This window comes from Brevibacillus jepli (assembly GCF_047229145.1).
Lineage (GTDB): Bacteria > Bacillota > Bacilli > Brevibacillales > Brevibacillaceae > Brevibacillus.
In genome coordinates, this window is sequence record NZ_JBFEFW010000033.1 from 1 (window position 1) to 13,920 (window position 13,920).

A 13,920-nucleotide genomic window follows, 5' to 3' on the forward strand; every position below is an offset into this window, starting at 1 on the left:
TGAACCCACGAGACGGTTCGACACCGCCTACACGATTTCCAATCGTGCTCCTTCGGCCGCTCGGACATCCATCCATAACGCCTGCAAGCGTTCGCTTCGGCAAGAATTAATCTATCATATTCACATCATGATTTCAAGTGATATTTTGAAAGTTTTCCCTTGCTGTAAAAACGGGAGATTGCCTAAAGCAACTTCTCCGAATGTTCAATATGATACTAGTAGTAATCATTTACGATACGGAGTGATGGCAGTTGTCTAAAAGAAATCGCCGATCAGGAGGCCTCCCCTGTTTGTATGGGAACTGGTGTGGACCTGGGTGCTCCGGTCCGGGTGCACCGATTGATGACGTCGACAGATGCTGCAAGAGGCATGATGACTGCTATCGAAAGCACGGCTATTTTTCTTGTAACTGCGATCAAGAGCTCGTGCGATGCCTTCGAAATAAAGTGAACAAGTCGACGGAAAAAGGAAGAATGGCGGGACTCATCTCGAATTTTTTCTCACGTACAGGGTGCTTTCCTGACAATCCGAGATAGTTTTTTCTGAATCATTCATCTTGTCAGTTTTCATACAAAATTTGGTAACAACTTGGACATGAATCAGACAAAATTTCCTTGTTTTTCCTTGTGTTTTTTTGGTACTCTATTGAATGTCCAAGGAGGGTACGCAGCGTGGAATTGCACATACGAACAGACGCCAGTGTAGCACTGACGTTAAAGAGAGAAATCATATGTCATGGTATTTCCCGTTTTTATGTCCGTCCATATGAAGATGATCAAGTAGAGTTTATATTCTTGGCACTATCCGAACACCAGAAGAAGCTGCTGTCTTATTCATTGCGAAATTACAGCTACTGCCTAACATATCTAGCCTAATCGTCCCACGGTCATTTTCTTCCCCTTTTTCAAGGGGATTTTTTATTGGCTTTTTTCGATCATACCAATACGTCGCACATCATCTGCAGTCAAGTTGTGCAGCGCATTCAAAAATTCGATCTGAAAGCTGCCTGGCCCCACGCCTGCTGCTTTCTCTGCAGCCTGCTGCGCAGCAACACCGTAGCATACCAATGCCGCTGCTCCCGCTATGAGCCTGTCTTTCTCAACCGCTGCAAACGCTCCCATGACCGAAGTTAACAAACAGCCTGTTCCGGTTACCTTCGTTAAAATCGGATGACCATTATGGATCGAGTAAGTCGTTTCTCCATCGGAAACCACATCGACTTTTCCTGTAATCGCTACGATCGTCCTTAACTTTTGCGCCGCTGCATGTGCCAAGTCCGCAACATTACCGCCTGTTTCCTTGGCATCCACACCTTTAATCTCCCAGCGTTCCCCGATGACATTGGCAATCTCGGCAGCATTTCCTCTGATAAGGGTAAGGTCGAGTTCCCGCGCGATATGTTGACTCGTCTCAGTGCGGTACGCTGTTGCTCCCGCTCCCACTGGATCAAATAGGACAGGCACCCCATGCTGATTAGCTGATTTACCTGCGATCACCATCGCTTCTACCTCTTGCTCATTCAATGTACCCATATTCAAGACGAGAGCACCTGCGATCTTTGCCATGTCCGCCACCTCTTGTTTGGCATATGCCATGACAGGTGACGCACCAAGAGCAAGCAAACCATTGGCTGTAAAGTTCGTAACGACTACATTCGTTATATTATGGACAAGTGGATTTTCTTCGCGCACTTTATTTAATAAATGTCCGATCGTCTCCAAAATCATGATCGTTGCCCCTTTCTTCTTGACCTACGATCCGCGGAATCATTTTGTACACTTCTATGACTTCACCTAGTATAGGATGCTCTTGCATGACTCCAATGATGATATACGAGTGATGGATGACAGGTACTTTGTGCATGTCGGCGATAATTTTCCACGTCTTACCGTTATCATCCGTCAAGCTACCACTGAAGGAGACTCTTCCCGCTCCTTCTTTCATAACATCCACGTTATCTAGAACTCCACTTATTTTCATCCGTTCATCTGGATGCAAGATGCGGTTTTCCTCGACCCATTTCAGCTTCATTTCTTCTACTTTTAGTGTTTTCCACCGATCAAGGAACTCCCAATCTTTTGAATGCGGAAATATATGCTTGGTCTGCTCCAGAAAAGTATTGTACTCTCCGTGAAGCTGATCCACATAATCATCCACATCCTCCGAAATCACGCGAATCGAATCTTCTCCGCACGTGCGAATATGGTGAGCCAGGTACTTGAAGGACTCGATCATGTCAAAGTTTCCCCAGCCCCAGGCCTGTTCGCCGAAAACTCCCCCCCGGGTCCGGCATTTTAGGCAGGTGAAGTAATAGTATGTAGGCATATCTGTTCCCCTATCTCCCCTATATTGTCTCTCTTTTGGTATCGGTTGAGGAAGCAAAGCAATTTATGTTACATTCGAACCTATTTTTTGAAACTTCTAACGGAATTTGTTCACAATTAAGTCTATGTATTTTAGTGTAAGTTAAATCACAAAAGGTGGCCCCCCTTATTTTTTCAGGAAGCCACTCTTCATTATACTCCTTTTATGGCAATAAGAGGGTTACATTTTGCTACAACAGATGCAAGATTTGCCCCTACTACTGAATCGATGATCTGATCTACATCCTTATAGGCTTGCGGACATTCATCGAGGATGGAAGCAAGCGAACGATGATTGACCATGATCTCATCCTCCTGTCCAACGCGCATCGCCTGTTCGAATTGATCGACTGTCACCAGCTCCTTGGTCGCTTTGCGCGAACGAACACGCCCTGCACCGTGACAAATGGAGTAGAAGTTTTTGGCTCCGGTGTCCGATCCGACCATAATATAGGACGATGTCCCCATAGATCCTGGGATCAGAGCTGGATGTCCCGTTTTTCGGTACGCCTTCGGATTTTGGAAATGACCTGCTGGCAACGCCTTCGTCGCTCCTTTACGGTGGACGAGCATCGGTGTATTTCGATGAAATTCCTTCAATGCGTAGTTATGCATAAGATCGTACAACACCGGCGTGCGCATTTCTCTCCCGAAGACATCCTGAAACGCCTGCTCCACGGAATATCCAATCATGTGTCGATTCGTTACCGCAAAGTTCAGAGCGGAGTACATCAAATTCAAGTATTGCTGTCCTTCCTCGCTTTGGATCGGGGCATATACCAGGCTGGGCTCGGGATTATGGATGCCCCATTTGTACATGGCCTCCTTGAAGCTTTTCGTGTAATCACGTCCTAGCATTGCTCCCCAGGCCCGAGAGCCGGAATGAATCATGATGACGACCTGACCATCGAACAGTCCCCACGCTTTGGCAATCTCCCGGTTCTCCTCCGCGATCTCGATATGCTGGATTTCAATAAAGTGGTTGCCGCCTCCCAATGTTCCCAGTTGCCCCCACGCACGACTCCAAGACTTTTGCGGTATATGCTCCAGGAAGGAATGATCGTACTCAAACGTGTACTTTTCCACATGGGAAAAGGAACGGCTTAGTGTACCTGCTTCCTCTTCTGCGTCTGGAATATACCGGTCAGGCAAGCCTTGCAAGCCATGCTTCACCACTTCTTCCAAGCGAATATCTGTAAAATGGGTATTTCCTCGTTCATTTGTCGGGACGTATGCTTCGATTGCTTCGATCAGCTTGCGCTTTAGGCTCTTGTCTTTCAGATCGTCTCGATGCAGGGGAGTCAGATGCACGCGCATTCCGCATCCAATGTCTGATCCGACGATGGAAGGTGATACAAAGCCGTCGGCGAGATTCCAAACCGCTGTCGTCCCGATGCAGGTCCCGACGCCCACATGCGCATCCGGTGTATACGAAAAATAAACATTACGCGGAATACGCAGATTATTGTCTGCCATTTGATAGACACGCTCACCGAAGCTGGCAAATACTTCGTCATTCGCAAAAACGTGCACATTTCCAAACTCAAGCTTCACTTCACGATGGTTGTTACCATGTACAATTGTTTTCATCATGGATGATCTCCTGTCTTTCACAGCATGTGCTGTTGTTCTTACCCTTATTTTCCATCGTCACCTGTTGTTTGAACATGGTAAAAGTATTACGAACCTCTATTTATCATTGACTTCTTTTCTGCCGCTTCGTAATATGAGGACTAATTTGGAAATAAATGACGAATCAATAAGGATGAATGGAATGGCACGCGAAAGCTTTGATAAAGAGCTGCAATTGCTCCGTTTGATGTTTTTGACCGCTGGCGCATACAATCGTCAGCAATTGGCCGAGCGACTCGGTATTTCTGTCCATACGCTAGATAAAACGATCAAAAAGCTGAAGGACATTCAATCGACCTTTTACCAGCATGTAGAGGATGAGGAGAAAAAAGAGTATTACACACAGCTGCGTTACAACTATTTAGAGGTAACAGACAATTTCTTGATGTTCTTGTACCACGCGAAATCATTGAAGGAATCAGAAGTAGAACGGCTGTCGCACATCTTGGCAAAGCTCAGACAAAAGCCCCTCTCCATAAAAGACTTGCTTGAAACTTTTGTGGATACGGAGCGTCTGGATTCTCCCGATGAAAAAACGATTCGCCAGGACGTGAAATACCTCGAAGAAATTGGCGTCATTAAAAATGTAAGCGAGGTTAGACCATATCTATATCAATTCGATGGTGAGCTGTTGGATGCTCTGACTGACGACGAGCTGCTGGATCTATATGATTTCATCGACTTTATGGCCAATACACAACTTCCGGCTGTCCCCGGCTACCTCCTGCTGGAAAAAGTGAAGCGTTATATCAAATGCCGCTTGAAGCGAAGCGATGCATCAGCGTTTTTATACAAGTACCATTTCGTCTCGCGTATTCTCGATGAGTATCAGGCCTTAATGCTCACGGATGCCATTCGTCAGCGCAAAATCGTCGAATTTCACTACTACACGCCCAAACGTCGAAAGTTTTACGATTCCCAAAATACGAATCCGACCTTCCAACGGGATACTTCCGGAAGACACCAGAAAGTGATTCCTTTACGAGTTATTTATGATCATCAATACGGCAGATGGTACTTGCTGGCGCAAGGGTGCGGCAACGGTCCATTACGCAAATACCGTGTGGAAGGAATGACCCAGCTTATAACAGGAATATCCGTTACGCCGGAAATCTTCTCTTCCATGCAAGCAAGTGCAGATGATCGAATTGCACACAGCTGGCTCATTGATACAGGGGAACTCGTGACTGTACGTCTTCGCTTTTTCCAGCCGCAAGACACGTCACATTCCTTTATCCAGGAACGTGTGGAAGCACAGGGGCAATGGGGAATTATAACAGAGGAATCACGGGAGAGCTTTCTGTATGAGATTAAGGTGAACAGTACAATGGAAATTACGCCGTGGATTCGCAGCTTCGGCTCCAGTGTCGAGGTACTCGAACCGCTGTCTCTTCGCAAGCAATTCCAAAAAGAATGGGAGGAGCTGCTCGCTTACTATGAATCTGTTTGATAAGATACATAATTACCAGCTAGTGACGCGACTGGATGAAGCGGGTGTATATCCAGTGACGTCGAGTGAAAAAGCATGGCTCGCCTTAATGCTGGCGAATCCGTCAGCGGCAGACATTTTCGAGCCAGCTACTCTTGAGAAGCTGCGCCGTTTCACACATCCACCTGAAAATGAAGCAACCGAGCAAGAACGATTCGTGGAAAAAGCGTCGACACATCCCAAACAGCTCTGGAACCCACTCGTGCGTACGTTGCGCCGCATCATTCTCGCCAAAAATCAAATCAAGATCACAGCAGCCACGAATAAAGGACGAGTCTTTCGCAATGAGCGAGGGGTTCCTTACAAGCTGGAGTACTCGCTCGCCAAGCAGGCTTGGTACCTTATTTGGCTGAGTATGTATACAAACCGGGTGATCACGACTCCCCTGCATCTCATTCGATCTATCGATGAGCTGTACATAGAAGATGTCTGGTACGACAGTTTTTTACCGACCATTGTGGAACAAATCCAGGCTCGCAAGCAGATGGCAAAAGTTGTGATCATCCGCCGATACAACGCAGAGCTGCAGCGTATATTGTACGCGTTCTCCTGCTTTGACAAAGAGGTCGCTTTTGATCCCGAAACACAGGTGTATACGATCACCCTTCATTTTCTATCTGACGAGCAGGAGTTTATTTTGTCTCGCCTCCGTTTTCTCGGCTTGCGGGTTAAAGTAGTGGAAAACGATCAACTCAAACAGCGAATGATAGAATCGGCAACCAAAGCCTTGGCTAGGTACACGGAACCTCTACTTTGATTGTCCTAAAAAATCAGGAAATCATGCCCTATTCGATTTCCTGCATTTCCCTTATCATAGTTCAGGTAAGATAGTTGCTAATCTAAGTCAGAGGTAGAATCGATGAAAACAACATGTAAAAAGGCGTCGCTCGTTTGTGGACTATGGCTCAGTCTGTCCTGGCCGTTCTTTGCAGAGCCGACGCAAGCAGCAAGTGTCATCCAGGCAAAAGTGGTCGCAACCTCTCTGAACGTCAGAAGTGAACCAGCCCCCAATGCTTCCGTGGTCGCTACCGTGCCTTATGGAGCCGTGGTGACGATAAACGATGAAGCATACGGATGGGCAAAAATTAGATACAATCAAAAGGTAGGCTGGGTCGCGGGCTATTACTTGCAAAAGGGCGCGGTAACCAAAACAGGTTCGACTCCTGCCCCTGCCACGACAGCCCCGATCAAAAGCAAACAAGGTACGGTTACGGCCGATTCTCTTCGAATGCGCAAGGGCCCGAGCACAAGCAATGAGATTGTCCTTTCGTTGCCCAGAGGAACCCGTGTAGACATTTTAAAAAGACAAGGCGACTGGCTTCAAGTGAGGACTTCCGTCGGAAAAACCGGCTGGGTGTCTGCCACGTATATCGGAGATGCCAAGATCAGTACTCCGGTGTCAAAAAGCTCCAAAAAGCCGGGCTTAAAAGGAAAAGTCATCGTCATCGACCCGGGGCATGGTGGGTCAGATGTCGGGACACAAGGGACAAAGTGGAATAGTATGGAAAAAACGTTGAATTACAAAACGTCCATGCTGCTCGCCAGCAAACTGCGACAACGGGGTGCCCAAGTCTTCATGACAAGGACCAGTGACACACAAAAGCCCTCGCTATCGCAGCGTGTCGCTTTTAGCGAATCCAAGGCGGCAGATGCCTTCATCAGCATCCATTACAATTCTTCTCCGAAGCCAAATAGCGGTACCCTGACGTTTTATTATTCGCAAGACAAAGATGAGCCGTTAGCTCGAGCGATTGAGTCTCGCTTGGCAGGTGGCATCGGACTCGGAAGCAACGGCATTTCATTCGGCAATTATCATGTCCTGCGAGAAAACGACGATCCTTCCGTATTAATTGAACTGGGCTTCCTATCGAATCCAAAAGATGAAGGCATCGTCCGAACAACGTCTTATCAGGACAAAGCTGCCCAGGCAATTACGGAAGCGCTAGCGGACTACTTCGGACGATAATCGTACGGCTGGATACTATAGGAGAATAGCTTTCGCTCGAATTTTCCTTTGGCACCAATGATCTGGTACCATGTCTCGCCGATCAACAAATCGGTCGCGAAATCTTTCTCCAGCAGATTCGTGATCGTCTCCATGACCGCTTTCTCATTTTCTTTTAAGGTTTTCAACGACAAGGCCAGGACGAAATAAGCCTGGTCTTCTTCCATTTCCAGCAAATGCAGACGGGCTGTACCACGGCGTTTGGCGTTGAAACCATCTATCACATTTGCCAAGCTCTTTTTTGCCTGTACTTTATACTTTCCCGCTTCCCTCCAGCAGGAAATAACAGCATCGTACAAGGAAAACGTCAAAATGAAATGGCTGGCGTAATCCTTCGGCTCAAAAGGCTCCGGTCCCATTTCCTTCTCATCCGCCGGTATGACGACGAACGCTTTGTAGTTGCTAAAAAACGGATCGCTCATGGCAGGTCCTTTCCTTCAATAAGTATCTGTGTTGGTTAGTATCCACTAGTAAAGCCGTATATTATGTACGAAAACGGTCATCCACGTTCAAAAGGCCAAGTCGACATGAAAACCGACTTGGCCTTTTGCTTGCTTTTGTATAGGCATGTTTTTCAACTGAATATCTACTTATTACCGGTGGGTCATCGAGACGTTTCCATGCCCGTGCTCCTCTTCCACTGCCACCATTCCTTCACCGCGATGTACGGTCCAGGTAATGACTTGGCTGGAAATGACAACGGCCATAATCGTGTAAATCATCTCTTTCATTGGTACGAACCAGAACGACATGCAAAGCACAATGACGTCCAGTAAAAGGAAAACTGTACCAATGGATAATCCCGTGTACTTACTGATCAACAGGGAGAAAATGTCATCCCCACCTGTCGCAGCTCCATAGCGCAGAACCAATCCTGTGCCTAGCCCGGTCAAAACACCGGACAAGACGGACGCCAGCGGCATCATTCTGCTCATATCCATAACAATTGGTGAAAAACGTTCAAACAAATCGTAAAATCCGGTAAAAGCAAGTGATGCAAAGATGGTGTCCCAAATGAATTGGCGACCTCTTACTAACCAGGCAACCAAGAACAGTGGAATATCCAGCAAAAGCATCACCATCGCTGGTGACAAGTCAAAGGCGTATTTCGCCAATAACCCCAATCCAACGAAGCCACCTTCAGACAAATGGTTCTGAAAGTTAATGTGATAATACGCAAAAGCAAGTAAACAAGCTCCAAACAAAATCATACTGTAACGCTTAGATAACTGCAGCGCTCTCCTCATCATGGGTTCCTCGCATCTTTGTCGGTTTAGGCACAGACGACCAACCGACTACCGAGGAACATCGAAAGTATAAGTCGCTACTCATACAAACTGCCTCGCTTTCGTAGTAGGTAGGTCGTCCAAGTGACGATCGACTACTACGAAGCTAAGTGTAGGAGAGGTCAAAACGTTTCCAGATCGTCCTATGGGGACGCATGGTATCCTGATCCCTTCCATGGCTTTTCTTGTATTATATCACAAAAAAGGTGAAAAGACGACTCGAAACCGTCTCTTCACCAAGTTAAAATCGGAAGGCTTGTCCTTTTTGCTCCACCGGAATCCCTGCTGTAAGGAGAAAAACTTGATCAGCAACAACTGCTACACGCTGATTCATCAAGCCCGCCAAGTCACGGAACATGCGGCCTAGCGGGTTTTGCGGGACGAGTCCGTAGCCTACTTCGTTCGTCACCAGCAAAACCGTCCCTGGGTAACATGCGAGCTTGTTTACCAGCTCATCAACCTGCCGAAGCACTTTCTCAAACGGCTGGTCCCCTCCATAATGCAAGAGCCAATTAGACAGCCACAGGATTAAGCAATCAACCAAAATCAATGTCTGTTCTCCTTGTATTTCCTCTTGGGTTCCCAGTTCAGTGAGCAATTCTGTCAATGCGTACGGCTCCTCAATCGTCTGCCAAGAAAAGCTGGATTGCATGCGACGATCTCTGTGATGGAAAATCCGCTCTTCCATCTCTTCATCGGTGATTTGTGCAGTCGCAATGTAAACACCCGAGGAGCCCAAATGAGCCGCGTATTTTTCCGCAAATGTGCTTTTTCCACTGCGGGCTCCTCCTGTAATCAGTACGATCATGCTCCGCCCTCCTAATCGTGCTCTTATACCTGCGATTGCAAAATAATTTGCGGCAAATGATGAACAGGATGCTCCATGACGATTGGTCTCGTTCCGTATACAGCCTCGATCCTGTCACTTTGCAAAATGTCTTTTGGTGCGCCGACACTCATCTGCTTTCCTTTGTGCAGCATCAAAATGCGATCGCAATAAATGGAGGCCAGGTTCAGATCATGCAGCACTGCAACGACCGTTACCTGTGTTGACTTTTGCCATTTTCGTACGATGTCCATGAGTTGAATCTGGTAACCGATATCAAGGTAAGTCGTGGGCTCATCGAGCAGCAGCACCTGAGGTCTTTGAACCAATGCCTTTCCCAATGCGACGCGCTGCTTTTCCCCACCACTCAGCTGATCCAGTGTACGATCTTCCAAATGCTCGAGACCGAGCATTGAAACAATCTCGTCGATGAGCGGTGTGACATCCTGCTTCTCTTCCCCCAACCAGTTTTGGTGTGGAAACCGCCCCATCTCCAATACCTCTCGAACGCAAAATCCGACAGGCGGCAATCCTTCCTGCTCAAGTACAGCCAAAATTTTGGCGAGCTCCTTGCGTGAATACGAATGCAGCTTTTTTTCCTGAAGCGAGAGATCTCCTGCATCCGGCTTGATGACACCGGAAATGATTTTTAATAAGGTTGATTTCCCGCTTCCGTTGGGCCCGATTATGCCGAAAAATTCTCCCTTGCTCACGCAAAAATCGATGTCGTGCAAGACAGGTTCATCCTGGTACGATTTTTGCAAGCTGCGCACGTTGATCATAGACTCACTCACCTCTTTCCCAACCGTTTATTTTTCTTCAATAAATAGGCGAAAAAAGGTGCTCCCAGAAATGCTGTCACGACACCGAGCGGGATTTCCGTCGGGCTAAGTAGCATTCTTGCAAGAGTATCGGCCCACAGCACATAAATTCCACCGCAGATCGCAGCCAATGGCAATAAGATGCGGTAATCCGGGCCTACTAGCAAACGAACGAGATGCGGTACGACTAGGCCAACGAAACCGATAATTCCCGCGATAGACACCGCCGCTGCTGTCAGGAGAGTCGAGACAATCAGAACAACCAGCTTTGTCCGATCCACATGTACGCCTAAGTGTGCGGCCTGCCGCTCTCCCAACGCAAACAAGTTCAGGGAACGCGAATAGCTGATGAGCACCATTCCTCCTATAACCAAGTACGGAACCAAGACGTACGTGAAGTCCCAGCCTCGAAACGACAGGCTGCCCATGAGCCAAAACACAATCTCATTCACCGTCTGATCGGATAACGACACCATGAAGGATACAAGCGAGCCGAGAAAAGCCTGCACGACTACCCCAGACAAAATGAGCGTCTCCGTTTGCAGCTTTCCTTGCGTGCTCGCGAGCCCGAGAACAATCCACAAGCTGATCAGCCCTGTAAGAAACGCGACGACTGGCGTGCTCCATGCTCCCAAAAAGGTTATTTGCAAGCCGAAAAGGATCAGAAAGGCCGCTCCGACTGCCGAACCCGATGCCACTCCCATCGTAAACGGATCAGCGAGGGGATTGCGCAATACTCCCTGAAAGCCCGCTCCGGCAAGAGACAAGCAGGCGCCGATCAAGACAGCTAATACGACGCGCGGAAAACGAACCTTCATGACGATCTGCTCAGAAGACTCTGGCCACGTTACTGTTACCCACTCAGACAGGCCCGGGATTTGATGAAGCAGGATGAGCCATACTTGCGAAATGGGGAGGTGTGCCGCTCCCATTGAGATGCTAATGACTACAGATGCCAGCAGGACGAGACTGCTTACTCCTCCCCATACGATCAATCGTTTCTTCATTTTATTTCACCAAGTCTGGGTAAATCGCCTTGGCTACTTCGATCAAGCCTTGCGTAATACGCGGACCAGGACGGGAAAGAATATTTTGGTCCATGCCAAAGATTTGCTTCTCTCGGATGGCCTTCATTTTATCCCAGCCACTGCGTTTTGCGATCATATCCTCTAGCTTGACGCCAGTCTTTTCATCGGTAATTCCATTCGCGTACAAAATGACGTCTGGATCACTTTGCAAAATCTTTTCCTCACTGATCGGATTCCAGCCCTCGGTATCTGCAGCGATGTTCGTGGCTCCTGCCAGCGTGATGAGCTCGTCCATGAATTCACCTTTTCCGACTGTCCAGCCTGGGGAGAATTCCAAGTACACCTTTTTCTTCTCTTCCGGTTTTACATTTTTGACAGCAGCTTGAACGTACGCGATGTCTTTCTTCATTTGCTCAACGACTTTTTCTGCTTGTTCCTGCGTATTCGTGATAACGCCCATCGCCAAAATGTTGTTCAGGATGTCGTCCATCTTGGTCGGATGGGTAATATAGACCGGCATGCCGAGTGATTTGAGCTTGTCAGCCACTGGCTTTTCCATCGAAATGCCACCGATGACCATATCCGGTGTCTGAGCGAGAATGGCTTCCTCATTCGGTTTAACGACTCCGCCAATTTTTGGCTTTGCCTTCGCCGCTTCTGGATAATCATCATAGTCTGAGACAGCTACGATCCGATCCTCCAAGCCTAATGCGAACAAAATCTCCGTCTCAGCAGGTGACGTCGAGACGATTCGTTCAGGAGCTTTTGCGAAGGTTACTTCTTTTCCTGTCGCATCCGTGACTGTCAATGGATACGTTGTTTGTTTTGCTGGCTGCGCTGTATTCTCTTGCGGTGCTGGCTGTGGTGCGCTCGTTTGTCCACCTGGTGCCGGTTGACTGTTTTCGTTGCCGGCACAACCTACGAGACTCGCTGCAACGAGTAAGGGGATCATGAATCGCAATGAACGTTTCATATGGTAAACTTCCTTTCTGCATGTCTGATTGACTGTCATTTCCAATAAAAAACAAAAAAATCGACCCTTGCTTCCAATTCGGAAATCAAAGGGTCGGCACTTCAGGACAAAACAAACCTCTTGCATTGCTCCCTGAAATAGGCCGATCCTTTCCGCGAAGGCGCAGGCACTAAAACAAACAGGCAGGTCTCCTGGCTTACGGCTTTTGATCATGCCGTTTTACAGTGGCGGGACCGCGTCGGGTTTGCACCGACTTCCCTTTTCACCCGGTCTTTTGATAATAAGACGAGGCACCTGTTTGCTGATACGTTTTGAAATTGTCGCAGTCCATGACTCATCCTACATCATAGCATTCCTTGGGAGAAAAAAGAATGAAAAACGCCTGAACAAAAACGATCAGGCGTTTGTAAAACTTTCTATTTTTGTCCGCGTTTATGCAAATAATCAAGGATTCCCATGGCGCATACTTGTAAATCGAGCTTGAGCACTTCATAAACCTCATGCTCACGGCCGATTCCCTGTGACTGCAAGTGATCGGTGACGCGACTGAAAAGATTGCTGGCCAATTCATCGTATGTTTGTTCAGCAGCAAGAGCAGACTCTCCTTCCGCCACAAACACTGGGAGCCACTCCCTTATTTGGCGGTATGCATCCTCTACCTGCTCCGTCATACCATAATGCCCAAAGTAAATTCGGCGCAAATGCCGGTCTTCAAAACGACAAATGGATTGTTGCATCGCGTCCGGATCAAACTGATTCGGAGAGGTAGAAGGCAGTACGAGGTGGATACCCTCCTTTTTAAGCTGTGGATAGAGTACACCTGCTGTATCACCCGTGAACATACCTTGGCTTACTGGGTCGTAAATACTGAAATGATGATTGGCATGACCAGGGGAATCCAAAAACTCCAGCACACAGTTCTCTCCAATTTTCAGCGTATCCCCGTCCCCTCGAATCAATATCCGTTCCTCGGGAACAGCCTCAATCGGCTCAAACAAACGGTCAAAATCGTCATGATAAACAGCTCTCGCCCCTGCGATCAGTCGGCTAGGGTCTATGAGATGGCGTGCACCTTTTGGATGGACGACGACCTTTGCATTCGGACAATCCTTCAGAAAAAGTCCGGCTCCTCCTGCATGATCCAAGTGAATGTGTGTGACGATGATGTATTTCACTTGTTCGGTCGTATAACCCAGCTGGGCGAGACCTGCCTTGATATAAGGTACAGAGGGGCTTGGCCCAGTTTCTACCAAAGTCAGTTCTTCTTCAGCGATGACATACGTCCCCGTCCGTTCCGCCCAGCCCATATCGAAACCGTCTATTAAATGAATACGTTCCCCTAAGTAGATTGGCTGTGTTGATTGCATGTAAATGCTCCTCCTTTTCAAAAGCCATTCTGTTTTGTTGATCGAATATTTACACTTTACCATCTATTTCGAACGCCTTGGGGATAAACAACACAAATTCTTCATAATTTTATCGTAATATAAGGGCAGC

General features: G+C 47.6%; 15 protein-coding genes and 1 riboswitch. Of the genes, 5 read left to right on the forward strand and 10 right to left on the reverse strand.

All coding sequences use genetic code 11. The annotated features are described in order from the left end of the window. Positions 1-294 precede the first annotated feature (294 nt). Positions 295-450 (forward strand): hypothetical protein, encoded by a 156-nt coding sequence (locus tag AB1L17_RS26075; protein WP_412847933.1) that lies wholly within the window; start codon positions 295-297, stop codon positions 448-450. A gap of 221 nt (positions 451-671) precedes the next feature. Then, positions 672-875, forward strand: a complete 204-nt coding sequence (locus AB1L17_RS26080; protein ID WP_412847932.1) for a hypothetical protein — start codon at positions 672-674, stop codon at positions 873-875. A gap of 42 nt (positions 876-917) precedes the next feature. Here the strand turns inward: AB1L17_RS26080 and thiM are convergent, their stop codons facing one another. The 3 genes from thiM to AB1L17_RS26095 form a co-directional block, all read right to left on the reverse strand. Next, positions 918-1,727 carry a hydroxyethylthiazole kinase gene (gene thiM / locus AB1L17_RS26085; RefSeq protein ID WP_412847931.1) on the reverse strand — a complete coding sequence of 270 codons (810 nt, stop codon included), beginning with the start codon at positions 1,725-1,727 and terminating at the stop codon, positions 918-920. Then, a complete protein-coding gene (locus tag AB1L17_RS26090) occupies positions 1,693-2,235 on the reverse strand; it encodes a hypothetical protein (RefSeq protein WP_412847930.1) in 543 nt (180 codons plus the stop codon). Before AB1L17_RS26090 ends, thiM begins: the two co-directional genes overlap by 35 nt. A 281-nt stretch (positions 2,236-2,516) precedes the next feature. Then, positions 2,517-3,953, reverse strand: a complete 1,437-nt coding sequence (locus AB1L17_RS26095) for an RtcB family protein (protein WP_412847936.1) — start codon at positions 3,951-3,953, stop codon at positions 2,517-2,519. Between the two features lie 184 nt (positions 3,954-4,137). On the opposite strand from AB1L17_RS26095, the gene AB1L17_RS26100 reads away from it, so the two are divergent. From AB1L17_RS26100 to AB1L17_RS26110, 3 genes are all read left to right on the forward strand, one after another. Continuing rightward, complete coding sequence (locus tag AB1L17_RS26100; protein WP_412847929.1) at positions 4,138-5,445, forward strand: helix-turn-helix transcriptional regulator; 1,308 nt, start codon at positions 4,138-4,140, stop codon at positions 5,443-5,445. Beyond that, the gene (locus AB1L17_RS26105; RefSeq protein WP_412847928.1) at positions 5,432-6,241 is read left to right on the forward strand and encodes a WYL domain-containing protein; all 810 of its coding nucleotides are present in this window, start codon (positions 5,432-5,434) and stop codon (positions 6,239-6,241) included. Before AB1L17_RS26100 ends, AB1L17_RS26105 begins: the two co-directional genes overlap by 14 nt. A gap of 102 nt (positions 6,242-6,343) precedes the next feature. Continuing rightward, entirely contained in the window at positions 6,344-7,450 is a 1,107-nt protein-coding gene (locus AB1L17_RS26110; protein ID WP_412847927.1) for an N-acetylmuramoyl-L-alanine amidase family protein, read from the forward strand. Here the strand turns inward: AB1L17_RS26110 and AB1L17_RS26115 are convergent. The 7 genes from AB1L17_RS26115 to AB1L17_RS26145 all read right to left on the reverse strand — a co-directional run bounded on the left by AB1L17_RS26115 (position 7,435) and on the right by AB1L17_RS26145 (position 13,790). Continuing rightward, positions 7,435-7,911, reverse strand: a complete 477-nt coding sequence (locus tag AB1L17_RS26115; protein ID WP_412847926.1) for a hypothetical protein — start codon at positions 7,909-7,911, stop codon at positions 7,435-7,437. The genes AB1L17_RS26110 and AB1L17_RS26115 overlap by 16 nt on opposite strands. A 171-nt stretch (positions 7,912-8,082) precedes the next feature. Next, positions 8,083-8,739 carry a YitT family protein gene (locus tag AB1L17_RS26120; RefSeq protein WP_412847925.1) on the reverse strand — a complete coding sequence of 219 codons (657 nt, stop codon included), beginning with the start codon at positions 8,737-8,739 and terminating at the stop codon, positions 8,083-8,085. Positions 8,740-9,016: 277 nt separating this feature from the next. Beyond that, positions 9,017-9,583, reverse strand: a complete 567-nt coding sequence (gene cobU, locus AB1L17_RS26125; RefSeq protein WP_412847924.1) for a bifunctional adenosylcobinamide kinase/adenosylcobinamide-phosphate guanylyltransferase — start codon at positions 9,581-9,583, stop codon at positions 9,017-9,019. A gap of 23 nt (positions 9,584-9,606) precedes the next feature. Next, on the reverse strand, positions 9,607-10,383 hold the full coding sequence (locus tag AB1L17_RS26130; RefSeq protein ID WP_412847923.1) for an ABC transporter ATP-binding protein: 777 nt from the start codon (positions 10,381-10,383) through the stop codon (positions 9,607-9,609). Between the two features lie 8 nt (positions 10,384-10,391). Then, on the reverse strand, positions 10,392-11,429 hold the full coding sequence (locus tag AB1L17_RS26135; RefSeq protein WP_412847922.1) for a FecCD family ABC transporter permease: 1,038 nt from the start codon (positions 11,427-11,429) through the stop codon (positions 10,392-10,394). Position 11,430: 1 nt separating this feature from the next. Continuing rightward, a complete protein-coding gene (locus tag AB1L17_RS26140; protein ID WP_412847921.1) occupies positions 11,431-12,423 on the reverse strand; it encodes an ABC transporter substrate-binding protein in 993 nt (330 codons plus the stop codon). Between the two features lie 164 nt (positions 12,424-12,587). Continuing rightward, positions 12,588-12,736: riboswitch (cobalamin riboswitch) on the reverse strand. 103 nt (positions 12,737-12,839) lie between these two features. Further along, the gene (locus AB1L17_RS26145; RefSeq protein ID WP_412847920.1) at positions 12,840-13,790 is read right to left on the reverse strand and encodes an MBL fold metallo-hydrolase; all 951 of its coding nucleotides are present in this window, start codon (positions 13,788-13,790) and stop codon (positions 12,840-12,842) included. Positions 13,791-13,920 lie beyond the last annotated feature (130 nt).